Below are 22,952 nucleotides of genomic sequence, written 5' to 3'. Positions count from 1 at the left end.
ACGCACGTTCGATCCCATATGGATGCGCAAAAGCGTTTCGCGAACTCGGCGCGACGACGCTCGCGGTCGCTTGACCAACGACGACCGTCACATGTACGAGCCACGCCTGATCGACAAGAAGTCCCGAAGCATCAGGAATGCTTCTGCACGCTGATAGGTTCGGTCACTTCGGCCTGCTCGAGCCGGTCCGTCCGTTCGGCTTGCGGCTGGTCTCTTACCCATCTCCAGAACAGTTCGTATCCGACGGCAAGCAAGACAGGCCCGATGAAAAGCCCGATGACGCCGCCCGTCACCATGCCGCCGAGCGCGCCGATCAGCACCACGGGCATCGGCACGGCGACGCCGCGTCCCAGCAACAAGGGCTTGAGCACGTTATCGGCGAGACCCGCGACGAACACATAGGCCGAGAACGCGATCGTGGCGGCGCCCACACCTCTCGTCAGCATGACGAATGCGATCACGGGCAGCGTGATCAGCGTCGCGGGCAATTGCATGATGCCGACGAGAAGCACCGCGAGCGCGAGCAAACCCGCCGCCGGTATGCCCATCACGACGAACCCGCCGCCGATCAATAGCATCTGAATGAACGCGATGCCGACCACGCCCTGTGCGACCGCGCGGATGGTCGCGGTGCAGAGATCGGTGATCTGCACTCCGCGCTCCGGGCCGGATATGCGCGATGCAATTTCCAGCGCGCTACGGTACCCGCTTTCGCCATATGCCATCAGAATGCCCGCGACGATCAGCGCGACGAAGAAGACAAGCAGTCCGGCGCCCAGACCGGTCACGGTGCCGAGCAACGCAAGGCCCGCTTGCTTCAGTTGCGGCGAGAACCGCTGCGCGAGACCGGTCAAATCTGTCGCGGCTTGCTGCCAGAAGTCGAACACGCGCTGGCCGATCAGCGGCCAGCCTGCAACCGACTCGGCCGGCGGGGGAATGCGAAAGCTGCCGCTTCTGACCAGCGTCATCGCATGCTCGATGGAATCGACGATGGCGACGCCCAGCAGATACGTCGGCACGAGAATGACGCCGAATGCGACGAGAATGATGAGCGTAGCCGTGAGGCCGTCCCTGTTGCCGAGCGGCTTGCGCAACAGCAGTTGCAACGGATACAGCGTGATGGCCAGAATCAGCGCCCAGACAATGAGATCGAGAAACGGGACGACAATGCGGAAGCAGAACACGACAAGGACAGTGATGAGACCTGCCCGAATCAGAACGTCGAGCAGTTCCCGGGATAGCGTTCGGTGAACGACCGGTGTGCGCAGCATCGGTTATCTCCTCGCATGAATGATGACGCACCGAACACTTCCCAAAGCGGCACGTTCGTTTCAAACTGCGTGACGCTCTTGAGCGTCGTTTCGCAGATCGTCGTCACGGATTTGAGCCGACGACGGCTGCATGCTTCATTATGGACTTCCGCGTCGATTAGTTTTACGAACTTCATCGGCAATGACTGTTGTGAGCGCGGGGGCATCGGCCGTCATCGAAGCGAGCATGCCGCCCACGTCACCGCAAGAAGTGCGTCAGCACGAGCACATACACCGCCGAGGCCGCGAGTTGCGCGACGGTGACAGGCAAGCCGTAACGCAGGAACCGCGCAAACGTGATGGTCCGCCCTTCGCGGGCGCAAATACCCGCTGCGACGATGTTCGCCGCCGAGCCGACAAGCGTGGCATTGCCGCCAAGCGTGGCACCGAACATCATGCCAACGAACACCGGGATCGTGACAGCAGGCCACTGCGTGAACTGGTCCGATAGCGCGACCTCAGGCACGAACTGCGCCGCCACCAGATAGCCCTTCACCATCACGATGGAGGCCGCCGCGACCGGCACGTTGGCGAGCAGCGACGATAGCGCGCCGATCCCCGCGATCATGGCGAGCGCGACGAGCGCGAGCCGCGTGCCGAACGCGTCGTAAAGCCTGAGCGACATCAACTGAAGAAGGCCCGTCTTCGTCATCGCCTGAACCAGACAGAAAATGCAGGCGAGAAAGAGCAGCGTCTTCCAGTCGACGTCGCGCAGGACACTGTCGGTCGGCTCGATCTTGGCGCCGAATCCAACGAGAAGCGCGAGCGCACCCGCGATCAGCGCGACGACAGGCGGAACGATCCGAGTCGGCAGATTTTCGCCGAAGACGAACAGCACCATCATCGCGGCCAGCACTGCCAGCGATAGCGCGGCGTACACGGGCCGCGTGATGCGCGCGCGATGCTCGGAAGGCGGCAGCGTTCGCCGGACGCGCCAGATGTCGCGCATCAGAAGCGGCAACAGCGGCAACACGGCAGCGAGCGCCAGCAGCCCGCCGAGACTCACACGCCTCAGATATTCGCCAAACGTCATACCGATGGAACTGCCGACGAGAAACGTCGCCGGATCGCCGACCAGCGTCAGAAGTCCGGCTGCATTGCTCACGATGGCAGTCAGGATCATCGGTTGAACGATGTCCAGTTCGAGCGCCACCGCCACGCGAATGATGATGGGCGCAAGCAGAATCACGGTTGTGGCGTTCGGCAGCAAAGCGCATAGAGGCGCCACAATGACGAGCAGCAAAAGAAGAAAGCGTCTGCCGCTGCCGCCCGTTGCTCGCAGGTATGCGTCGCCGATCAGGTCGAAGACGCCCGTGGTCGAGAGGATGCGCGCCACGACCATGCCGCCAAACAGCAGGCTGATTGGACCGGCGGCGATTCGCGCGGCAGCGAGAAGATCGTCTTCGTCGAGGATATCGAGCACGATCAGAACGCACATGCCGCCGAGCGCCGCCACGGCCATGTCGACCACGTTGAAGGCGATCGCGAGAATGACTGTCGCGAACACGCCTACGACGATATAGACCTGCGTTGCGCTCATGCGAGCCCTCGCTCGGTTTAACGCTTCAACGTTTCAACGAATAGGCGGTGCGTACATCAGGCCGCCACGGGTCCACAAGTCGTTCATTCCGCGCGCGAGCCCGAGAGGACTGTGCGCGCCCACGTTACGGTCGAATAGCTGTCCATAGTTGCCCGCGCTCCTTAAAGCGCGCAGTGTCCATCCGCGCTCGACGCCAAGCGTGCGGGTGACGGCATCGTCCGGCACGAGCGCGCGATAGACCGATGGATCGCGCAAGCGCATGTCGAGGTTCTCGCGCGTGACGCCGATTTCTTCTGCAGCGATCAGCGTCAGCAATACCCAGCGGACCAACGTCAGCCAGCGTTCATCGCCACCGCGCACGGCAGGTCCGAGCGGTTCCTTCGAAATACGTGCGGGAAGAATCGTGAAAGCCTCGACACCGCCCGGCGCGCGAAGACGTAATGCATGGAGCGTCGACGCGTCCGCCGTGTAGGCGGCACACTGTCCCGCGAAGAATGCGCGGCTTGCCTCGGTAGCCGAATCCGCCACGAGCGGCTTGATGCGTGCGCCGCTCGCCTCCGAATAGGCAATCAGATGGTCGAGTGTGGACGTGTCTTTCTGTACGCACACCGTGGCGCCTTTGAGCGAGCCGGCCGATTGTTGCGCACTCGCGGCGGGAACCATGAAAGCCTGCGTGTCGTAGAAGAGCACGCCCGCGAACTGGACCTTGAGTGCGCCCTCGCGCAGCAAGGTCCACGTGGTGTTGCGGGCGAGAACGTCGATCCGTCGTATTTCCAGCGCGGGAAATCGCTCTGATGTCCTGAGTGGCACGAACGTCACCTTGCGGCTGTCGCCGAGTGCGGCGGCCGCCAACGCTCGGCAAAAGTCGACGTCGAGTCCTGTCCATTGCCCGGCGGCGTCTTGCGCGGAGAAGCCCGCGATGCCCTCGCTGACACCGCAACGCACGATGCCGCGAGCTTTTACGCTGGCCAGAACTTCGCCATCGGCGGCCGTCGAGGTCGAGGGAGCGCATGCCAGGGTAAGCAGCAGGCTCAGCAGCAGTGCGCCGGCAATCGGGCTCGCATCCGTCATGGGACCGTCCTTCTCGCGCGTTCAGTGACCGTCTAGCGCCGCTGCGTATCGATGTCCGACTCCGAGGCCAGCGCCGACGACCGGGATGTCATGCGGGGCGTGTATCTCCTATTGAGTCGCCTTGGGGCCGTTGCATTCCTTGCCACCGCCCGTCTTCTTCAACGTGAGCATGAGCCGGCTTCCCTTGGTCGCCGTAATGATCTGACCGTAACTGACGGTCGGTATGAACTGGATGTCGGGCGCTACAGCCACTGGCGGATTTTTCGAACCGTCGACCGTCAAGTCGAGTTCCACCGTGATCGAGTCGATGGCGACGCCCCAATCCTGTTTTCGCGCTGCCTGGTCCTTCTCGAAACTGCAAAGCCCCGCGAGGACCTGCTGCATGGCGGTGGGAATATCGACTGACTTGCCTGGCGGAATCGGCGGCGTATTGCAGCCCGAAATCACGACCGACAAGATGAAGAAAGACACAGCGAGAGGCACGCGCATTGGATTCTCCTACCGGAGCTTGCATGTGTCGCCATTGGCGGGTCGTTACCACGTACCGCCGACCTGCTGCCTGATTCCTGTAACCGGCTCACTACACAGTCGTGATTCCGACAGCCCGCAGTAACTTCGCGGCTACCGGTCTTTCGTGTCGGGCCCTTATGACTCTGATAGCACAGAAGTCTGAATGACATACGCCAAATTTATTCAGGCTTGCGCTCGACCGAGCAAAAGGCAGTCGTCTGTGTTGTGCGTTGCGTTGCGCTGGTCAATTCTTTGGACCGCGCTGACGTCCTATGCTGCAAGCCCGTTCTTTTCGTGGAAGGTCGCGCGTTGGTGTCATGAATCGTGGCGTACAGACGTTCGTTCGTTTCGCGGTGCGGGCGACTCAACGCTCAATTGTTCTTATGCGTAGCCTGTTGTGATGCGATGCACGGATGCTCTAGTTTCAGAGACCCGAAGGGCACTCGAGCATGTAGAACTTGAACCGGCAGTTTTCATGCATTCCGTAGCGTGTTGGTCTGGCTTGTCCTTCCTGATCCGGAACAGTTGCTCCCAGTTCGTCGGACTCAATTCCGCCATGAAGGCGGCCTTGCTTCACGCACCGAGTGAGAAACATTCCCGCGATAATGCGGGTCGAAATCGCGCGCTTCCTCAAGCATAAGGACGTCGACGCATCGAGGCGCACGTGATCGCACCGAGCGCCAACAACGCGCTGCTGAACGTGGCTGTATCCTGTTCGCGTCTGAGGGTTCGAAAAGGCGATTGCGTCTGCCGGACCATCGGGGAATGCTGGAAAACGCTGTGGCGAGCCTGAAGGCGCTTCGCACGTATCAGGCCGGAATCACGCGCTCGCCCCGCTTCGTTCCTGCGCGAACGACTCCATTCGCCGCTTCAATCACTTGAACACACTGCAACGCTTCTTCAATTCAAGGAGCCGGTATGACGATTGAAGCCGTCTGGTTCCTGATAGTCGGGGCATTGATGGTGCTGATGGCGGTCGGTCGCAAATTCGTCGAGCGGCTGCCGATGACCGGCGCAATGGTCTACCTCGTCGTCGGCTTCGTCCTCGGCCCCGCATGCGCCGGGCTCCTGAACATCGACGTCGAGCGCGACGTTCGCCTGCTTCGAACGCTTACCGAAGCCGGGCTCGTCGTGTCGTTATTCGCAATCGGAATGTATCTGCGCGTCGAGTATTCGAATCCTCTGTGGCGGCTCACGCTGCGTCTCGCTGGCCCTGCGATGCTCATCACCATCGGCGTCATGTTCGCCGCCGCGCGGTGGGGACTAGGGCTGGCCGCGGGCCCGGCCCTTCTGCTGGCTTCCACGCTTGCACCAACGGATCCGGTGTTGGCCAATGAGCTGCGCGTCGAGGAAGCAGGCGACGATGAACCGCTGCGCTTCGCCTTGTCATCGGAAGGTGGACTCAACGATGGCGCGGCCTCCCCGATGGTCTATATCGCGCTCGCCCTGTGCGGCATCGAGAGTCTCGGCAGCAGCAATCCGTGGACGTTCGCCCTCGCGATCGCATGGGGACTGGCGAGCGCCGTGTTCTTCGGCTGGCTATTGGGCACCGGCGTTGTCGTGCTCGTGACGAAGCTGCGCACGCGCTTTGACCATGCGCTCGGTCTGGAAGGCTTTCTCGCGCTCGGGCTGGTTGCTCTGGCGTATGGCGCGACGCTGATTGTCGATGGTTACGCCTTCATTGCGGTATTCGTCGCCGGCGTCGCGTTGCGGCGGCAGGAGATGAAGGCGACCGGCGAAAAGCCGCCAAGCGAAGTGCTAGAGTCGGTCGAACGCGGAGAGCGCGAGAAGGCCGCTAAAGACCCCGAGTTGGCTCACGCCTACATCGCGGAAAACATGATGGGCTTCTCGGTCGAAGTCGAACGCTTCATTGAATTGGGCCTCATGGTGATGATCGGCAGTTTCGCGTCTGCGCACTGGCGCGAACTGCTGCACTGGTCCGTCATCTGGCCGGTTCTGTTTCTGTTCATCGTTGCCCGCCCGCTCGGCAGCACACTCTCTCTCGCTGGCTCGTCACTCGACCGCCAGCAGCGCCTCTTGTCGGCATGGCTGGGTCTGCGAGGCGTCAGCGCGTTCTATTACCTGCTTTTCTGCTTCGAGAAAGCCGGGCATCGCGTGATTGATCCGCTTCTGCCGATCATCGTTGCAGCCATCGTGCTTTCTGTATTCCTGCATGGCGCAAGTGCCGGCGTCCTGCTGGACCGATACCTGCGCAGAAAGTAACCGGTACGGAACGATGTTTGCTCTTGCCACGGCATGCGCATTGGGAGCGAAAAGATGAGAGAACAACACAAGCGCAGGCAGAACGCCGAGATTCGAAAAATGCTCGGCCGACGAGGATCGGAAGAGGCGCTCGGTGCAATTGCGTCCGCGCGGCCACGCATTCATATCGACACAGCGAAATCCGGAGCGGCCTTCAAAGTGGCCGGCTAGACATGGTGGTTGAAACCTCGAAAAAGGCATCGTTACTTACTGCTGCGCTTCTCGTGCTCGCGGGCTGTGTGGCGGGCGGGATGCCTCCGCCGGGCAGGCACCTCACCGACCTCGAATGCCGCGATCTCGCCGCGCTCAGGACGAACGCGAGTCCGACGATGGCACAGCATCAAGTGGAGCTGGGGGCGCTGCGCAAAGCCGGCTACGACCCGTCTCCGTTCTACGACGATCCCTACTATCCAGACGATCTGCAGGCAGCACAGCGCCTCGTCGATTACTGGTTTCAGACGGAATGCCCGCCAGTACCGACGCAATGACGCCCCGGTCTCTTCCTTCGGCCACAGCAGACCAACGCCAGTCCGGAACTGTGTGTCACAACAAGACGTCGGCGCAGGCATCCGCGCTCGCATGGCCATCGACGCCTGTTGCGGATCGTCGATCGGTGCGACAGCCCTCTCAAGAATTCATCTTGAAGGGCGGCAATGGCATATCGTCGCCCTCGATGAATGCCGTGGCGCACCGCACCGCAAAGTTGATTGCGCCCTCTTCGTTAGCAAAGAGGCCCAGCTTTCCAAGCGACGTGGCGTGGCCGTCTTCTTCGAGCAGTGCGACCGAAGCAATAAAGCCGTTGCCGGCCTGGGTCACTTTCGGTTCGAAGGCCGCGCCGCGATGGTAGATGATCATCAGTAATCTCTCTCAGGTTCGTGTAGGCAATTCACGGCTTTTCCCAAGAAGCCGTAGCGGATGACTGCCTGACGTTTTCTAGTGTTGGACGACTCATTGCGCCAAGGACCGGCAGACAGCCGTTTAGCGTCCTTAGTCTAGTGTTTGTCGAGCAGGAGAAAGATAAGTAGACGAAAGGGTTGACGCACCTGTTTTAACAAACAGTAACTTTTGTGGAGAGGTCTCTTAAGATAGACGATTGACATACAGCGTCCTTCAGCACGATCGTCTGTTATTCGGCGGGCGAGCTTGAGTGAAACGGGGCTTCTGCAAGCATCGACACCAATCTACGCGCAGCCTTTCCCGACCTTTACGCCGTAGCTGCTGCGACTCTCACGCATTCCGCGCCTTAACGCTTCGAATTCAGCCTTCGCCACAACGTTGTCTTGCTTATCCCAAGCGCCTTGCAGACGGCGTCCCGATCGCCATTGAACGCGGCGAGCGTTGCCCGAATCTGATCGGCTTCGACCGAACGGCTCAGATCGCGAAGCGACAAGTCGGCAGCGCCATTCGATTGCGTGGCGAAAAGTTCTGGCGCGATCGCTTGCAAGTCATCCAATGTCAATGAGATGGCGCGATCGGTCTCGAACGCCATGTCCGATAACTCGACAGAAATGCGCTCAACGATGTTCTGCAATTCCCTGACGTTGCCGGGCCACGCGTGACCGATTAAAGCGTGCTCCAGCGGCGCGAAGACACGGGCCGCCGCTTCGCGGTCGGGTACGCGCAGCGCAAGCGCCTTGTCGCGCCGCGCGGCCTGCATGAGTAGCTCAGTTGCCAACGGCAGAATGTCCGAAGCGCGCGCACGTAACGGCGGCAACGCAATGCTCAGGATATTGATGCGATAAAACAGGTCAGCTCGAAACGACCCGTCGGCGACAGCGTCGGCAAGCGTGCGATGCGTCGCCGCGATCACGCGAATGTCGACGCGCGTCGGCTCCGTCGATCCAAGCCGAATGACTTCTCTCTCCTGCAGGACTCGCAGCAAGCGGCTTTGCAGCGAGGGCGGCATCTCGCCGATCTCGTCGAGAAAGAGCGTCCCGCGATGCGCCGCCTCGATCAAGCCCGCCTTGCCTCCCTTGCGCGCGCCCGTGAACGCGCCTTCCTCATAGCCGAAGAGTTCGCTTTCAAGCAGCGCCTCGGGGAACGCGCCGCAATTCATCGCGACGAATGGAAAGTCTCTGCGACGGCTCAGGCGATGCATGCTTTGCGCGACCATCTCCTTGCCGGTGCCGCTCTCGCCGAGAATCAGCACGGTTGCGTCGGACTTCGCATAGCGGCGCACGAGCGCCCTCACACGCTCGATTCCATCCGACTCGCCGACGACGTCCTCCAGCCGATAGCGCGCGACGAATTCCTGCGCGCCCCGCCGCGATCGCAGCGTCCGGTCGAGCCGCTCGACCGCTCGCGATTCCTGAAAGGTGAAGAGGGTGCCGTCGGATGCGCCGTCGCTCGCGAGCGGACCGCGATGAATCGCATAGCTCACGCCGCGCACCGTGCCGAACACATCGCCGTCGTCAGCGGGCAGCACGCCTTGCAGGTCCGGCGCGACATCGAGCAATGAACGGCCGGCCACGCGCGATGCATCCGCAATGCCGAGCGCAGCGGCCAATTGACGATTCATTGCCTCGATGCGGCCTTCGGCATCGACAGCGACGACGCCATCGCGAAGATGCTGCAGCAAATTGTCGAGGCGATTGCGCCTCGCGGCTTCGCCGCGCATGGCTTGAGCGACTTCGAGCGCGGTCTCGAACGCCGCGACGACGGAAGTGCGCGAGTAAAGAAACACCGAACTCATGCCCGCGTCGGCCGCGAGATCGGCGACGAGGCCGGGCCCTGCCACGACGTCGACGCCCCGGTCACGCAGATCGAGCACGAGGCTTTCCGCATCCTGCGCCGAACGGTACGACTCGCAGATGACGTCGATGCCGTACGCGGCCAGAAAACGGCGTATCTCCGCAGGCGTGTCGCCGTGCGTGACGAGGGCGACGCTCGCGCCCTCGCGCCGCGCCTTAGTCAGTGCGTGCATCACGTCGAAACCCGTCGGGCTGATGACGACGACCGGCACGGACACACGGCTCTTCAGATAGGCGCCATTGGACCCGCCTGCGACGACGACATCCGGCCGCCCGTCGCGCGCCGATTCGATGCTGTTCGCGGCGTCTTCATAGGCGAGCGGTACGACGTCGAGTTCGGCGCGATCGGAATAGGCGCCCGCAAGGTCGATGAACAAGGCTCGGAGCCGGCTGATGCCGACCGCCCAGATGCGCGGGCGAGTCGCGTTTTCGGTTTGCATGGTGTTTTGGAAGCCGGTCGAAGCATGCAGTATGCAACATCATTTCAATTTCGAATTATGGATTCCAGAGACGAAATGAGACGCCGGGGCCGAAGAATCCGTTTCCTTTAAAATCAATGTTTTACAAACTCAAGCGCCGTTGGCAAGGTAATTGCTTTTAAGGCCGCACCCTTCTGCTGGAGACAACCGTGAATTCTGAATACCAGTCCGCACAGACCGCAGGCGCGCGATTCCGCCAGGCCGTCCAGGACGAATCGCCGTTCCAGGTCGTCGGCGCGATCACCGCCTATGCCGCGAAAATGGCCGAAGCGGTCGGCTTCAAGGCGCTCTATCTGTCGGGCGGCGGCGTCGCCGCTAACTCGCTCGGCATGCCGGACTTAGGTATTAGCACGATGGAAGACGTGCTCATCGACGCGCGCCGCATCACCGATGCATCGTCGTTGCCGCTGATGGTCGATATCGACACCGGCTGGGGCGGCGCCTTCAACATCGCGCGTACCATCCGCTCGTTCATCAAGGCGGGCGTGGCCGCCGTGCACATCGAGGATCAGGTCGGGCAGAAGCGTTGCGGTCATCGTCCGGGCAAGGAAGTCGTGCCGACCGGCGAGATGGTCGATCGCGTGAAAGCCGCGGTCGATGCGCGCACCGACGATTCCTTCGTCATCATGGCGCGCACGGACGCGGCCGCCGCCGAGGGCCTTGACGCCGCGATAGAGCGCGCGATCGCCTATGTCGATGCGGGCGCGGATATGATCTTCCCCGAAGCGATGAAAACGCTCGACGACTATCGCCGCTTCAAGGCCGCCGTGCGCGTGCCGATTCTCGCGAACCTGACCGAATTCGGCTCGACGCCGTTCTTCACCGTCGATGAGTTGCGGGAAGCGAACGTCGATATCGCGCTCTACTGCTGCGGCGCCTACCGTGCGATGAACGCGGCTGCGCTCAACTTCTACGAGACGGTCAAGCGCGATGGCACACAAAAGGCCGCAGTCGAAACGATGCAGACGCGCGCCGACCTGTACAAGTATCTCGGCTATCACGCCTACGAAGACAAGCTCGACCAGCTCTTTGCTGCGAAGAAATAACCCTTGAAGGAGACGAAATCGATGAGCGAAGCAGACAACAGCACTGCAACTGCAGGCGCATTCAAGCCGAAGAAATCCGTCGCGCTGTCGGGCGTGACAGCGGGCAATACCGCGTTGTGTACCGTCGGCAAGACGGGCAATGACCTGCACTATCGCGGCTACGACATTCTGGATGTCGCAACCACGTCCGAGTTTGAAGAAATCGCGTATCTGCTCGTGCACGGCAAGCTGCCGAACGTCGCGGAGCTGAACGCATACAAGACCAAGCTCAAGGCGCTGCGCGGCCTGCCCGCGAGCCTGAAGGCCGCGTTGGAATGGATTCCGGCGTCCGCGCATCCGATGGACGTGATGCGCACCGGCGTCTCCGTGCTCGGCACGAGCGTGCCGACCGCCATGTTCACGCCGCTGTTCGTGATCTCGCGCACCTCCGGATGGAGCGCGCACATCATCGAGCAGCGCATCGACAACAAGATCATCCGGCCGAGCGCGAATTACACGGGGCCGGATGATCTGGAGTTCATCCCGCTGGCGAAGCGTTCCTGAGTGAATCTTCGCGTGACTTGAAGGCTTTGCTACAAGCCCTGTCTCAGCACACTGGCGCTCGATTCCGTGATGGTCGTCACCGCGTCGAGCGCCAGCGGCGCCTACAATAGCCCGAATCTTCGAATGAAGGGTCGCCCCAGTCCCTTCGAGCGTGGCATGTTAAAGACCATGCAATGACCGAGACACCGCAATGAATAGCGCAAACCGCAAACCCCTGCCCGCCTTCTCGCTCGACTACTTCGATGCGCGCGCCGCCGTCGAAGCCATCGCGCCCGGCGCTTATGACACGCTGCCCTATACCTCGCGCGTGCTCGCGGAAAACCTCGTGCGCCGTTGCGATCCTTCGATTCTCGACGCGTCGCTGATGCAGCTCGTCGAGAGAAAGCGCGAACGCGATTTCCCGTGGTTTCCCGCGCGCGTCGTCTGTCACGACATTCTCGGGCAGACGGCGCTCGTCGATCTTGCCGGCCTGCGCGACGCAATCGCGGATCAGGGCGGCGATCCCGCGCAAGTGAATCCCGTGGTACCCGTGCAGTTGATCGTCGATCATTCGCTCTCAGTGGAATGCGGCGGTTTCGATCCGGACGCGTTTGCGAAGAACCGCGCGATCGAAGACAGGCGCAACGAAGATCGCTTCGATTTCATCAACTGGACCAAGAAGGCATTCAAGAATGTCGACGTGATTCCGCCGGGCAACGGCATCATGCACCAGATCAATCTGGAGCGTATGTCGCCAGTGATTCACGCAGTCGATGGCGTCGCGTACCCGGATACGCTTGTCGGCACCGACAGTCACACGCCGCACGTCGATGCGCTCGGCGTCATTGCAATCGGTGTGGGCGGACTCGAAGCCGAGAACGTGATGCTCGGCCGCGCGTCGTGGATGCGTTTGCCGGATATCGTCGGCGTGGAGTTGAGCGGCAAGCGTCAGCCGGGCATTACGGCAACCGACATCGTGCTCGCGCTCACCGAATTCCTGCGCAAGGAGAAAGTCGTCGGCGCGTATCTCGAGTTCTATGGCGAAGGTGCATCGAGTCTCACGCTCGGCGATCGCGCCACCATCTCGAACATGGCGCCCGAATACGGCGCGACTGCTGCGATGTTCTATATCGACGAGCGGACGATCGACTATCTGCGGCTGACCGGACGAGATGAGCAGCAAGTGCGCCTCGTCGAGCAATACGCAAAAACCACTGGCCTGTGGGCAGATTCGCTCGTCCACGCTCAATACGAACGCGTGCTGCGTTTCGATCTGTCGACGGTCGTGCGCAACATGGCGGGGCCGTCGAATCCCCATAAACGCCTGCCCGTTGCCGAGCTTTCGACACGCGGCATCGCGGGCCAATGGGAAGACACGCCGGGGCGCATGCCCGATGGCGCGGTCATCATCGCGGCAATCACGAGTTGCACGAATACGAGCAATCCGCGCAATGTGATCGCAGCGGCGCTGCTTGCGCGCAACGCAAATGCACAAGGTCTCACGCGCAAGCCGTGGGTGAAGTCGTCGCTTGCGCCGGGTTCGAAAGTGGTCGAACTCTATTTGCAAAAAGCCGGCTTGCTGTCCGATCTCGAACAACTGGGCTTCGGCATTGTCGCGTTTGCATGCACCACGTGCAATGGCATGTCCGGCGCGCTCGACCCCGCTATTCAGCAGGAAATCGTCGATCGCGATCTGTATGCGACTGCGGTGCTCTCGGGCAATCGCAACTTCGATGGCCGCATTCATCCCTATGCGAAGCAGGCGTTTCTCGCGTCGCCGCCGCTCGTCGTCGCGTATGCCATCGCGGGTACGATCCGCGTCGACATCGAACGCGATGCGCTCGGCATCGGCAAGAACGGCCAGCCTGTGTATCTGAAAGACATCTGGCCGAGCGATGAAGAGATCGACGCCATCGTCAAAGAGAGCGTGAAGCCGGATCAGTTCCGCAAGGTCTATGAGCCGATGTTCGCGCTGACGGCAGCGAGCGACGTAGCCATCAGTCCGCTCTACGACTGGCGCCCGCAAAGCACGTATATTCGCCGCCCGCCGTATTGGGAAGGTGCGCTCGCGGGTGAACGCACGCTCAAGGGCATGCGCCCGCTTGCGGTGCTCGGCGACAACATCACGACGGACCATCTTTCGCCATCCAATGCGATCCTCGCGAATAGCGCGGCGGGCGAATATCTCGCGAAAATGGGCTTGCCCGAAGAGGACTTCAATTCATACGCAACGCATCGAGGCGATCATCTGACGGCGCTGCGCGCGACCTTTGCGAACCCGACGCTCAGCAATGAAATGGCGGTCGTGAATGGCGAAGTGAAGAAAGGCTCGCTTGCGCGCATCGAACCGGAAGGCAAGGTCACGCGGATGTGGGAAGCGATCGAAACGTACATGGAACGCAAGCAGCCGCTTATCATCATCGCGGGCGCGGATTACGGACAAGGTTCATCGCGCGACTGGGCCGCGAAAGGCGTGCGGCTTGCGGGCGTGGAGGCGATCGTCGCGGAAGGCTTCGAGCGCATTCATCGCACGAACTTGATCGGCATGGGCGTGTTGCCGCTCGAGTTCAAGCCGGGCATGAATCGGCAGACCTTCGGCATCGACGGCACGGAAACGTATGACGTGATCGGCGAGCGCACGCCGCGCGCGGATCTCACGCTCGTGGTCCATCGCAAGAACGGCGAGCGTGTCGAAGTGCCCGTGACGTGCCGGCTCGATACCGCGGAAGAAGTCTCGATCTACGAAGCCGGTGGCGTGCTGCAACGCTTCGCTCAGGACTTCCTGGAATCGTCGAAGGCAGCGGCCTGACATCGCGCCCTGCCGCCAACAGAAGGATTCATATGGCACACGCACCACAGATCAGGATCGCCGCGACTTACATGCGCGGCGGCACCAGCAAGGGCGTTTTCTTTCGCCTGAACGATTTGCCCGAAGCGGCGCGCGTCGCTGGACCGGCGCGTGACGCGCTCTTCATGCGCGTGATAGGGAGCCCCGATCCGTACGGCAAGCAAATCGACGGCATGGGCGGCGCGACATCGAGCACGAGCAAGACGGTCATCGTCTCGAAGAGCGCGCGGCCCGATCATGACGTCGACTATCTGTTCGGCCAGGTCGCGATTGACAAGCCCTTCGTCGATTGGAGCGGCAATTGCGGCAACCTCTCGGCGGCGGTCGGACCGTTCGCAATCACGAGCGGCCTCGTCGATCTGGAGCGCGTGCCGGACAACGGCATCGCGATCGTGCGTATCTGGCAGGCGAACATCGGCAAGACCATCATCGCGCATGTGCCGATGACCAACGGCGCCGTGCAGGAAACGGGCGATTTCGAGCTGGACGGCGTGACGTTCCCGGCCGCCGAAGTGCAGCTCGAATTCCTCGATCCCGCAGCGGAGGAAGAAGGCGCACAAGGCGCGATGTTCCCGACGGGCAACATCGTCGATGATCTTGAAGTGCCCGGCGTCGGCACCTTCAAGGCGACGATGATCAACGCGGGCATACCGACCATCTTCGTGTATGCCGAGGACATCGGCTACAAGGGCACGGAACTTCAGGACGCGATCAACGGCGACAATGCAGCGTTGACGCGCTTTGAAACAATTCGCGCCTACGGCGCGCTACGCATGGGTCTCGTCAAGAGCCTCGATGAAATCGCCAAGCGTCAGCACACGCCTAAGATCGCGTTCGTCGCGCGTCCGGCGGAGTACGTGGCATCGAGCGGCAAGCGTATCGGCAAGGATGATGTCGATGTGCTCGTGCGCGCGATGTCCATGGGCAAGCTGCATCACGCGATGATGGGCACTGCCGCTGTCGCCATCGGCACGGCGGCCGCGATTCCCGGCACGCTCGTCAATCTCGCGGCGGGCGGCGGCGCGCGGCAGTCGGTGCGCTTCGGTCATCCGTCGGGCACGTTACGCGTCGGCGCGGAAGCGGTTGAATCGAACGGACAGTGGACGGTCACGAAGGCCATCATGAGCCGCAGCGCGCGCGTGCTTTTCGAAGGATTCGTTCGTGTGCCCGACCCTCGGGACAACGTGTCGGCTTCGTAAGTAACCGTTCGAGGCGGCGCGCGATACGTCGCGGATCGCCTCTCCTTCAGTCTCGTTCAAATCACCGCAGCCCGCCGCTCGCCACGATGCTCTCGCCTGTCAGCCAGCGCGCATCGTCCGATGCCAGGAACACCGCGACCGACGCGATATCGTCCGGATTCCCCAGCCGACCGAGCGGCGTCTGAGCCACGATGCCCGTTTCCATCTCCGAGCCGATGATGCCGGCCGTGTGCGTGCCTTCCGTCGCGACCATGCCGGGATTGATCGAGTTCACGCGAATCTTCCTCACGCCCAGCTCGCGCGCCAGCACGCCTGTGATCGCATCGACCGCGCCTTTGGTGCCGCTGTAGACCGCGCTTGCCGGCGGCGTGATGCGGCTCACGACCGAACTCACGTTGATGATGCTCGCGCCCTCGCCCAGATGCTTCGAAGCGGCCTGCGTCACGAGCAGCACGCCGAGCACGTTGACATTGAACTGCTTATGGAAATGCTCTTCCGTGATCTCTTCGATGGGCGAGAACTCATAGATGCCCGAGTTGTTCACGACGATATCAAGGCGGCCATAAGTCTCCACCGCCGCATTCACGATGCCTTTCGCGTCGGCCGAATTCGATACATCGCCGGCCACGACGATCGCCTTACCGTCAGCCGCGACGATATCGGCCACGACGGCATCCGCGCCATTCCTGCTGCTTGCATAGTTCACCACGACCGACGCGCCTTCCGCCGCGAGCGCCTTGGCGATGGCGGCCCCGATACCCTTCGATGCACCCGTGACGACGGCCACTTTGCCTGCGAGCTTGCTCATGATCATTTCCTTTGGAGAGGGATTACCGCGAAGATGAAGTCGGCGGTCGGCTGAAACGCGCCGAAGCGCCACGTCGCCAATGTAGACACCTCGTCCTTCGCGATAAAGCCGTCCAGCACGAATTGACTGACTGGAAACGATGAACAATGCATACAAAGAACCAGAAGCCGTCAGGCGGCGATCGAGCGCGCCGACGTCCTGCGCCGGCCGCCGCGCGCCGGCGCTGCAAGCTGCGGCGCGGCGAACATGTCGACCAGTTGCTCGCGCAGCCACCGGTGCGCGGGCAAGGTCTCGTTACGCTGATGCCAGAACAGGCTGATCACGCGATCCGGCGCCTCCAGCGGCGCGCGCGCGGTGACGAGCTCCCCGCTTGCAGCCGCGCGCTCGCACAGATCGCTCGGCAATACGCCGATCAGATCGCTCGCGCGGATCATGTCGCACGCCACCGTGTAGTGGTTCACCGTCGCGACCAGATTGCGCTTCAATCCGCGCGATGCGAGAAAGGTGTCGAAGGTAGGTTGCGTCTGCCCCGCGAGACTCACATCGACGTGACGCGCGTTCAGAAAGCGGCGCGTCGTCAGCTTGCCCGCTTCGGCGAGCGGATGATCGCGTCGCATAACGCATCCATAGTCCACGGTCCACAATGAACGCGAGCGGATATGCGCGGGCGGCAACGTCTCGTTCACATACACGCCGATCAGACAGTCCACGCGATTACCCTCGAGCAGCGCGGGCGCATCGAGCAGGATGTTCGGCACGGTCTGAAACCGTACGCCGGGCGCGGACTTGCCGAATCGCGTAATCAATCGCGGCATGACGATGCCCGCGACATAGTCGGACATCGACAGACTGAAGTTGACGTCGGCGAGCGCGGGAACGAAGGTCTGCTCGTCGAGCGCACCGCGAATGCGGCTCAGCGATTCGCCGATGGGTCCCCACAACGCCATGGCGCGTTGAGTCGGTGCGACGCCCGCGCCGTGGCGCACGAATAGCGGGTCGCCAAAGGCCTCGCGTAGCCGGCCGAGCGCGTTGCTAACAGCGGGCTGCGTGAGCGACAGTTTGCTCGCGGCGCGCGTGACCGCACCCTCGGTCATCAGCGCCTCGAACACTTTCAAGAGGTTGAGGTCGAGCGTCCGGAAACTCATGATGGACATTCACCGTATCAATGGACGGGATCACGATTATAAATATGGCTTAAGTCGAGCGCGCCATAGAATGAGCGGATCGACTGTCTGAAACGCATCGTTGCCCTGACTGGAGAGCCCTGTGTCGAACGTATCCGCGCGCATCGAACGTCTTCCTTTCGGACGCTTTCACTGGCGGCTCCTGATGATGGGCGGCTTCGGCTATGCGTTCGATGCCATGGACGCCGCCGCCGTCGCGTTCGTGCTGCCGGTGCTGCGCCACGACTGGGCGCTCACCAGCGTGCAGACGGGCGTGCTCGGCAGCGGCAACTTCATCGGCTATTTCTTCGGCGCGCTTTTCGCGGGCACGCTCGGCGATCTGATCGGGCGTCGTAAGGTGATGATGTACGCGCTGCTGCTCTACAGCGTCGCGTCGATCATCAGCGCGATGACCGATTCCTGGCCCACGTTCCTCGCCTCGCGCATCGTCGCGGGAATGGGCACCGGCGCGGAAAGCGCGATCATCGCGCCGTATCTCGCGGAGTTCGTCGCCAAACGCTATCGCGGCGTCTTCACGGGCGCGCTCGCGGGGTTCTTTTCGTTCGGCTTCGTCGCGGCGGCGCTGCTCGGCTATTTCGTCGTGCCGGCGTTTCCCTCGGGCTGGCGCACTGTGCTCTTCATCACGGCGCTGCCCGTGGTGATGCTTTTGTGGTGGCGCCGCTCGCTGCCCGAGTCGCCGCGCTGGCTCGAAAGTCGCAAACGTCACCAGGACGCCGACCGCGTGCTCGCCGACATCGAAGCGGACTTCGCGCGGCAAGGCATCACGCTGCCCGCCGCCGAAGCCGCCGGTCCGACGGGCGCACCGCCCGCGCCCACCGGCACGCTCGTCACGAATTTCCGCGCGCTGTGGGCTGGCCGGCAGGCGCGCATCACGGTGATGACCTGGCTGATGTGGCTCTCCATCACGTTCAGCTATTACGCGTTCTTCACCTGGATTCCCGGTCTGCTCGTGCAGCACGGCATGAGCATCACGCGCAGCTTCGGCTATTCGCTCGCGATGTATGTCGCGCAAGTGCCGGGCTATTTCACGGCGGCATATTTGAACGAACGCATCGGGCGACAGGCGACGATCGCCTCCTACATGCTATGTGGCGGCGCGTGCGCGCTCGGCATGGCGTTCGCGAGCAGCAACGGCGAGATCATGCTGGCGGGCATCTGTCTGTCGTTTTTCATGAACGGCACGTATGCCGGCGTCTACGCCTACACCGCCGAAGTCTTTCCGACTGCGGTGCGTACGACCGGCGCGGGCACGGCATCCGCCATCGGACGAATCGGCGCGATCGTCTCGCCGATTCTCGTCGGCTATCTCTACCCCGTGTCCGGCTTTGCGGGCGTGTTTGGCGCGACGACCGTCGTGCTGCTGCTCGGCGCGCTCGCGGTCGTGGTGATGGGCGTGCCGACACGCGGGCGCTCGCTCGAAGACATTGCGGCAGGCGAAGCGGAAGACGTGGCATCCGTGAGACACGCCGCCAAGTATTGAATACATAACGCCGAATGCAAGCTTTTCAGGGAGACTCACGCGTGCAAAGCATCCTTTTCCAGAACGCCGCGGTGCTCGACCCCGCGCGAGCCGAAGTACGCGACGCACATCACGTTCTAGTCGAGAACGGCGTCGTCAAGGAGATCTCGGACAAGCCGCTGCGAAGCGCGTCCGCGCGTGTCATCGATCTGAAGGGCAAGACGCTGATGCCCGGCCTCATCGACTTGCACGTGCATGTGGTGGCGGTGCAGCTCAACCTTTCGCAGCAGATACACATGCCGAACGTACTCGTCACGCTGCGTTCGGTGCCGATCATGCGCGGCATGCTGCGGCGCGGCTTCACCACCGTGCGCGACGCAGGCGGGGCGGGACATCCGCACAAGATCGCGGTCGAAAGCGGGCTCGCCATGGGGCCGCGCCTTTTCGTGGCCGGACGCGCGCTCAGTCAGACCGGCGGTCACGGCGACATGCGCGCCCGCTCGGACTACGTGGGCGACAGTGCGCCTTGTGGCTGCTGCGTGCGCGTGGGCGCGCTCGCCCGCGTCGCGGACGGCGTGGACGAAGTGCGCCGCGCCGCGCGCGAGGAATTGCAGATGGGCGCCGATCATCTGAAGATCATGGCGTCGGGCGGCGTGGCGTCGCCTACCGACCCTGTCGGCGCCTACGGCTACGCGGAAGACGAAGTGCGCGCGATCGTCGAGGAAGCGCGCGCACGCAAGACCTACGTGATGGCCCACGCGTACACGGCGGACGCCATCGCGCGGGTCGTGCGCTGCGGCGTGCGTACGATCGAACACGGCAATCTGATCGACGCGCCGACCGCCAGGCTGATGGCCGAACACGGCGCGTACGTCGTGCCGACGCTCGTTACGTATGAAGCGTTGGCATCGGAAGGGGCGCAGTACGGTCTCGGCGAAGAAAGCGTCGCGAAGATCGAAGACGTGCGCGAGGCGGGTCTGCGCTCGCTTGAGATTTATCGCGATGCCGGCGTCAAGATGGGTTTCGGCTCGGACCTGCTCGGACCGTCGCAGCGGCTACAAAGCGATGAATTTCGCATTCGATCCGAAGTGCTCGGCAACGCGGCGGCGCTCGCGGCCGCCACGACGACGGCCGCCGAAGTGCTCGGCCTGCCCGGAAAGCTGGGTTGCATCGCACCGGGCGCGTGGGCCGACATGATCGTGGTGGACGGCAATCCGCTCGAGGACATCGCCTGTCTGCTGGGACAGGGCGAGCGGATTCCGCTGATCATGAAAGGCGGCGAGATTCAGTTCGATGAACTCGACGCCCGGTGACGCCGGACACGTGAGGCCTACTCCTCGGCACTTCCGTCATCGACCAGATGGGCAATTTCATCGACTTCAATGCTTCGGCCGAGGCGATTCTTTACGCCATGTCCCCACGCATGAACGTGCGCGCCCGGCGTCAGATAGTCCGACAGCGCCTCGGCCGCATGCGGCGGCATGCGCAGCGACGTGCCATCGTCGAGCAACGCGCCGCGCAGTTCGCCTTTCGGACCATGCAGCGCGATGAGCACTTCGCCCGACGCTTCCATTTCGCGTCTTTCGACTTCCGGCGGGTGATGTTTCCCGCCATGGTCGGGGCCTTCATCGAGGATAGTGCGACCCGCCCTGGTCATGACGGCGACGGCGGCGACCATGTCCGCGCCGCGCGGCTTGATGCCGCGCACGGTGACGGCATCGCCGATCTTCACGTTGCGCGACAGTTGCCTCGATAGATGCGGCGGGACGTGCACTTGCCGCGACTCGTCCAATATGAATCCGTCAAGCTCGCCATGTGGGTTTAGAAGAAATCGCGTGACTGTGCCGCGCGTTTCCGGCAGGCAGTCGGGGTCGATCCAGTGCATCCGTGCTTCTCCTTTCGATATGTTCAGTCGAGGGCTTTCGCGTTGCCTTTGCCTTTTGCGCTTTGCATGCCGGCACTTCGCATGCGGCGTGCTGCATGCTGCATGCAGACAGATAGCAAGAGCCTCGCCTTACAAGCGGGAAAGCAGGACGTACAACGTGTGTCAGCCGGCGTCGGAGGGCTTGGCTGACGCCTCCTGCGCTCGCCGCAGACGCTCCCGGCTGTTGGAGAGATGCATGCGCATCGCGGCGCGCGCCGCTTCGGGATCGCGGCGCTCGATTGCATCGTAGATGTCCTCGTGCTCGCGATTCACGCGGTCGAGGTAACTGCCGGGATCGTTGTGCGCGAGCGCAGCAGAATTCACACGCGTGCGGGGAATGATCGTATTGCCGAGCTGGCTCAGAATGCTGTGGAAATAGCGGTTGCCCGTTGCCTTCGCCAGCTCAAGGTGGAATGCGACATCGGCGGCGACGGCGTTTTCCGTGCCGGATGCGATGTGCCGCTCGAACTCGTCGAGGGCACGGCGCATCTGCGCGAGGTTTTCATCGGTGCGGCGCATCGCGGCGAGGCCCGCCGCCTCCGCTTCGAGACTGATGCGCAGTTCGAGAATCGCCATCACGTCGCGAATGGTCAGGTCGCCGGCGGCTTCGATCTGGAAGCGGTCATGATCCCCCGCCTCCAGCACGAAGGTGCCGATGCCGTGTCGCGTCTGCACGAGCCGCGCCGCCTGCAGGCGCGAGATCGACTCGCGCACGACGGTGCGGCTCACGCCGAGCTGCGCCATGATTTCGGATTCGGTCGGCAGCTTGTCGCCCGGCTGAAGCGTCCCGCTGCGGATTCGCTCGGACAGTTCGGCGACGACCTCTTCGGTTAGATTGCGGGAACGGCGAAGCGCGCCAGTTGCGAGTGCAGGAGACATTGAGAGACCGGTCCTTGAATGCCAATGGCTCATTATAGGGCGCGGACACGCTTGTACGATGACTATTCCAAGTCCAGGCGCGCAATCGTCTGGCACCTCGCTCGTATGCAAAATGCAAGTGTTACGGCGGTAATGCATGCCTGAAACCACTCATTGAAAAGCCGAAGGTTGCGGCGTAGAGTTCACGTACCGCATGAAGTGAATGCCGCGCATTCCGCTCGCCGGAACGGGCGTCGTGCGTTCATTCGGTTCCGGGGCTCGTGAATCCCATGTCCGCATCCGTCGGATTCGCCATCTTTCGCGAACGCGCGAGCTCCGGGAAATGCGGTCTTCGGCTGTCGTGATCGAACGGTCCTGCGCACCGGCGTGACGTTGCGCCTTCCTCTGACGACCACGGACGGCCGGCAGCCAGCATTCCTTCGCTCGACGTGGGCGGGCGATGCGCGCGACACCGGCACGCAAGGAGACGAGTAATGATGCGAGAAGTAAGCGGGGCGTTCTGCGGCCCGCACAAGCTTGACGAAGCATTGGAAGACCTGCGCGCCGAGGGCATCGCGGGCGACCGTATCCGGGTGGCCTGCGCTGAACGCATCGCCGAGATTCAGATGTCGATCGCGCTGAGCGCCAGCTCGCCGACGCAATGGATCACCGCCGAACACGCCGGGTATGCCGCTTATTTCGACGACGATTCGAGCGACGCCGCATCGGCCGGCGACGATATTCTTCCTAACTTCCGTGATGGCGGTGACGCCAGCGACGCAGGGAACATCGGCGCGATCACGCGGGTCATCGTCAAGATTCGCGACGAAGCGGAGCTACGCGCGGTCTGTGACATTTTCTCCCGCCTCGGTACGGACGACATCGACGCCGAAAGCACGGCGATGTGACTCGCCGCGCTTCGCGAACCGCGCTTACTGCGTCGTCGACTCAGCGGGCTTTGCTTTTTTCTTGTGCTTGAAGTGAAAGCCGCCCTTGTGCGTGCTTCCGGGCGCGGAGGTGTTGTCTCCGCCTACCGTTGGCGCGGCAGTCGCCGGTCCGTGGGCGTTGCCACCGCCGGAGCCGCCGTTGCCGTTGCCGCCGGCCTGCGCCATGGCGCCGCCTGCACCCAGCGCCACGCCGGTCGTCAAGGCGATCAATACTGCCAGTCTGCTTGTTCTCATC

At 62.6% G+C, this 22,952-nt stretch carries 20 protein-coding genes; 9 read left to right on the top strand and 11 right to left on the bottom strand.

Features of this window, described 5'->3' with window-relative positions; translation table 11 throughout:
- Nucleotides 1–131: 131 nt before the first annotated feature.
- The 4 genes from GV035_RS01775 to GV035_RS01760 all read right to left on the bottom strand — a co-directional run bounded on the left by GV035_RS01775 (nucleotide 132) and on the right by GV035_RS01760 (nucleotide 4,410).
- Nucleotides 132–1,271, bottom strand: coding sequence for an AI-2E family transporter (locus tag GV035_RS01775; protein WP_159832823.1), 1,140 nt, complete (start codon nucleotides 1,269–1,271; stop codon nucleotides 132–134).
- 238 nt (nucleotides 1,272–1,509) lie between these two features.
- Nucleotides 1,510–2,850, bottom strand: coding sequence for an SLC13 family permease (locus tag GV035_RS01770; RefSeq protein WP_159832822.1), 1,341 nt, complete (start codon nucleotides 2,848–2,850; stop codon nucleotides 1,510–1,512).
- 33 nt (nucleotides 2,851–2,883) lie between these two features.
- Nucleotides 2,884–3,921 (bottom strand): amino acid ABC transporter substrate-binding protein, encoded by a 1,038-nt coding sequence (locus GV035_RS01765; protein ID WP_159832821.1) that lies wholly within the window; start codon nucleotides 3,919–3,921, stop codon nucleotides 2,884–2,886.
- A 108-nt stretch (nucleotides 3,922–4,029) separates the two neighbouring features.
- A complete protein-coding gene (locus tag GV035_RS01760) occupies nucleotides 4,030–4,410 on the bottom strand; it encodes a hypothetical protein (RefSeq protein ID WP_159832820.1) in 381 nt (126 codons plus the stop codon).
- 939 nt (nucleotides 4,411–5,349) lie between these two features.
- On the opposite strand from GV035_RS01760, the gene GV035_RS01755 reads away from it, so the two are divergent.
- A complete protein-coding gene (locus GV035_RS01755) occupies nucleotides 5,350–6,654 on the top strand; it encodes a cation:proton antiporter (RefSeq protein WP_159832819.1) in 1,305 nt (434 codons plus the stop codon).
- Nucleotides 6,655–6,866: 212 nt separating this feature from the next.
- Nucleotides 6,867–7,181: a DUF4148 domain-containing protein gene (locus GV035_RS01750; protein WP_159832818.1), complete on the top strand. Its 315-nt coding sequence runs from the start codon at nucleotides 6,867–6,869 to the stop codon at nucleotides 7,179–7,181.
- Between the two features lie 139 nt (nucleotides 7,182–7,320).
- Here the strand turns inward: GV035_RS01750 and GV035_RS01745 are convergent, their stop codons facing one another.
- Together GV035_RS01745 and prpR are read right to left on the bottom strand one after the other, a co-directional pair.
- Nucleotides 7,321–7,548: a hypothetical protein gene (locus GV035_RS01745; RefSeq protein ID WP_159832817.1), complete on the bottom strand. Its 228-nt coding sequence runs from the start codon at nucleotides 7,546–7,548 to the stop codon at nucleotides 7,321–7,323.
- Nucleotides 7,549–7,936: 388 nt separating this feature from the next.
- Nucleotides 7,937–9,883, bottom strand: coding sequence for a propionate catabolism operon regulatory protein PrpR (gene prpR, locus GV035_RS01740; RefSeq protein WP_159832816.1), 1,947 nt, complete (start codon nucleotides 9,881–9,883; stop codon nucleotides 7,937–7,939).
- 188 nt (nucleotides 9,884–10,071) lie between these two features.
- Between prpR and prpB the strand changes: the two genes are divergently transcribed.
- From prpB to prpF, 4 genes are all read left to right on the top strand, one after another.
- The gene (gene prpB, locus GV035_RS01735) at nucleotides 10,072–10,968 is read left to right on the top strand and encodes a methylisocitrate lyase (RefSeq protein WP_159832815.1); all 897 of its coding nucleotides are present in this window, start codon (nucleotides 10,072–10,074) and stop codon (nucleotides 10,966–10,968) included.
- Between the two features lie 21 nt (nucleotides 10,969–10,989).
- Nucleotides 10,990–11,511, top strand: a complete 522-nt coding sequence (locus GV035_RS01730; RefSeq protein ID WP_159832814.1) for a citrate/2-methylcitrate synthase — start codon at nucleotides 10,990–10,992, stop codon at nucleotides 11,509–11,511.
- A 190-nt stretch (nucleotides 11,512–11,701) separates the two neighbouring features.
- The gene (gene acnD, locus GV035_RS01725; protein ID WP_159832813.1) at nucleotides 11,702–14,299 is read left to right on the top strand and encodes a Fe/S-dependent 2-methylisocitrate dehydratase AcnD; all 2,598 of its coding nucleotides are present in this window, start codon (nucleotides 11,702–11,704) and stop codon (nucleotides 14,297–14,299) included.
- 32 nt (nucleotides 14,300–14,331) lie between these two features.
- On the top strand, nucleotides 14,332–15,537 hold the full coding sequence (prpF, locus tag GV035_RS01720; protein ID WP_159832812.1) for a 2-methylaconitate cis-trans isomerase PrpF: 1,206 nt from the start codon (nucleotides 14,332–14,334) through the stop codon (nucleotides 15,535–15,537).
- Between the two features lie 61 nt (nucleotides 15,538–15,598).
- On the opposite strand, the gene GV035_RS01715 is transcribed toward prpF, so the two are convergent.
- Both GV035_RS01715 and GV035_RS01710 read right to left on the bottom strand, forming a co-directional pair.
- Nucleotides 15,599–16,345 (bottom strand): glucose 1-dehydrogenase, encoded by a 747-nt coding sequence (locus GV035_RS01715; protein ID WP_159832811.1) that lies wholly within the window; start codon nucleotides 16,343–16,345, stop codon nucleotides 15,599–15,601.
- 170 nt (nucleotides 16,346–16,515) lie between these two features.
- On the bottom strand, nucleotides 16,516–17,499 hold the full coding sequence (locus GV035_RS01710) for a LysR family transcriptional regulator (protein WP_236572386.1): 984 nt from the start codon (nucleotides 17,497–17,499) through the stop codon (nucleotides 16,516–16,518).
- 112 nt (nucleotides 17,500–17,611) lie between these two features.
- On the opposite strand from GV035_RS01710, the gene GV035_RS01705 reads away from it, so the two are divergent.
- Together GV035_RS01705 and GV035_RS01700 are read left to right on the top strand one after the other, a co-directional pair.
- Nucleotides 17,612–19,009 carry an MFS transporter gene (locus tag GV035_RS01705; RefSeq protein ID WP_159832810.1) on the top strand — a complete coding sequence of 466 codons (1,398 nt, stop codon included), beginning with the start codon at nucleotides 17,612–17,614 and terminating at the stop codon, nucleotides 19,007–19,009.
- Between the two features lie 41 nt (nucleotides 19,010–19,050).
- Nucleotides 19,051–20,301 (top strand): metal-dependent hydrolase family protein, encoded by a 1,251-nt coding sequence (locus tag GV035_RS01700; RefSeq protein WP_159832809.1) that lies wholly within the window; start codon nucleotides 19,051–19,053, stop codon nucleotides 20,299–20,301.
- 17 nt (nucleotides 20,302–20,318) lie between these two features.
- Here the strand turns inward: GV035_RS01700 and GV035_RS01695 are convergent, their stop codons facing one another.
- Together GV035_RS01695 and GV035_RS01690 are read right to left on the bottom strand one after the other, a co-directional pair.
- Nucleotides 20,319–20,873, bottom strand: coding sequence for a hypothetical protein (locus GV035_RS01695; RefSeq protein ID WP_159832808.1), 555 nt, complete (start codon nucleotides 20,871–20,873; stop codon nucleotides 20,319–20,321).
- Between the two features lie 162 nt (nucleotides 20,874–21,035).
- The gene (locus GV035_RS01690) at nucleotides 21,036–21,791 is read right to left on the bottom strand and encodes a FadR/GntR family transcriptional regulator (protein WP_159832807.1); all 756 of its coding nucleotides are present in this window, start codon (nucleotides 21,789–21,791) and stop codon (nucleotides 21,036–21,038) included.
- Nucleotides 21,792–22,264: 473 nt separating this feature from the next.
- Here GV035_RS01690 and GV035_RS01685 point away from each other — a divergent pair, with 473 nt between their 5' ends.
- Nucleotides 22,265–22,678 (top strand): hypothetical protein, encoded by a 414-nt coding sequence (locus GV035_RS01685; protein WP_159832806.1) that lies wholly within the window; start codon nucleotides 22,265–22,267, stop codon nucleotides 22,676–22,678.
- 24 nt (nucleotides 22,679–22,702) lie between these two features.
- On the opposite strand, the gene GV035_RS01680 is transcribed toward GV035_RS01685, so the two are convergent.
- Nucleotides 22,703–22,951 (bottom strand): hypothetical protein, encoded by a 249-nt coding sequence (locus tag GV035_RS01680; RefSeq protein WP_236572385.1) that lies wholly within the window; start codon nucleotides 22,949–22,951, stop codon nucleotides 22,703–22,705.
- Nucleotide 22,952: the final 1 nt, after the last annotated feature.

Origin of the sequence: Burkholderia sp. 8Y, assembly GCF_902506145.1 — a bacterium.
Taxonomy (GTDB): domain Bacteria; phylum Pseudomonadota; class Gammaproteobacteria; order Burkholderiales; family Burkholderiaceae; genus Caballeronia.
Note: the sequence above shows the minus strand (reverse complement) of the source record. Positions and strands in the feature narration are given on the sequence as shown.

Excerpts from the sequence above, each read along its gene's own strand:
- prpF (WP_159832812.1), top strand. The coding sequence starts at position 14,332 with ATGGCACACGCACCACAGATCAGGATCGCCGCGACTTACATGCGCGGC.
- GV035_RS01685 (WP_159832806.1), top strand. The coding sequence starts at position 22,265 with ATGATGCGAGAAGTAAGCGGGGCGTTCTGCGGCCCGCACAAGCTTGAC.
- GV035_RS01765 (WP_159832821.1), bottom strand. The coding sequence starts at position 3,921 with ATGACGGATGCGAGCCCGATTGCCGGCGCACTGCTGCTGAGCCTGCTG.
- GV035_RS01770 (WP_159832822.1), bottom strand. The coding sequence starts at position 2,850 with ATGAGCGCAACGCAGGTCTATATCGTCGTAGGCGTGTTCGCGACAGTC.
- GV035_RS01715 (WP_159832811.1), bottom strand. The coding sequence starts at position 16,345 with ATGAGCAAGCTCGCAGGCAAAGTGGCCGTCGTCACGGGTGCATCGAAG.
- acnD (WP_159832813.1), top strand. The coding sequence starts at position 11,702 with ATGAATAGCGCAAACCGCAAACCCCTGCCCGCCTTCTCGCTCGACTAC.
- GV035_RS01710 (WP_236572386.1), bottom strand. The coding sequence starts at position 17,499 with ATGTCCATCATGAGTTTCCGGACGCTCGACCTCAACCTCTTGAAAGTG.
- GV035_RS01695 (WP_159832808.1), bottom strand. The coding sequence starts at position 20,873 with ATGCACTGGATCGACCCCGACTGCCTGCCGGAAACGCGCGGCACAGTC.
- GV035_RS01775 (WP_159832823.1), bottom strand. The coding sequence starts at position 1,271 with ATGCTGCGCACACCGGTCGTTCACCGAACGCTATCCCGGGAACTGCTC.
- GV035_RS01690 (WP_159832807.1), bottom strand. The coding sequence starts at position 21,791 with ATGTCTCCTGCACTCGCAACTGGCGCGCTTCGCCGTTCCCGCAATCTA.
- prpR (WP_159832816.1), bottom strand. The coding sequence starts at position 9,883 with ATGCAAACCGAAAACGCGACTCGCCCGCGCATCTGGGCGGTCGGCATC.
- GV035_RS01755 (WP_159832819.1), top strand. The coding sequence starts at position 5,350 with ATGACGATTGAAGCCGTCTGGTTCCTGATAGTCGGGGCATTGATGGTG.
- GV035_RS01745 (WP_159832817.1), bottom strand. The coding sequence starts at position 7,548 with ATGATCATCTACCATCGCGGCGCGGCCTTCGAACCGAAAGTGACCCAG.
- GV035_RS01730 (WP_159832814.1), top strand. The coding sequence starts at position 10,990 with ATGAGCGAAGCAGACAACAGCACTGCAACTGCAGGCGCATTCAAGCCG.
- GV035_RS01750 (WP_159832818.1), top strand. The coding sequence starts at position 6,867 with ATGGTGGTTGAAACCTCGAAAAAGGCATCGTTACTTACTGCTGCGCTT.
- GV035_RS01760 (WP_159832820.1), bottom strand. The coding sequence starts at position 4,410 with ATGCGCGTGCCTCTCGCTGTGTCTTTCTTCATCTTGTCGGTCGTGATT.
- GV035_RS01680 (WP_236572385.1), bottom strand. The coding sequence starts at position 22,951 with ATGAGAACAAGCAGACTGGCAGTATTGATCGCCTTGACGACCGGCGTG.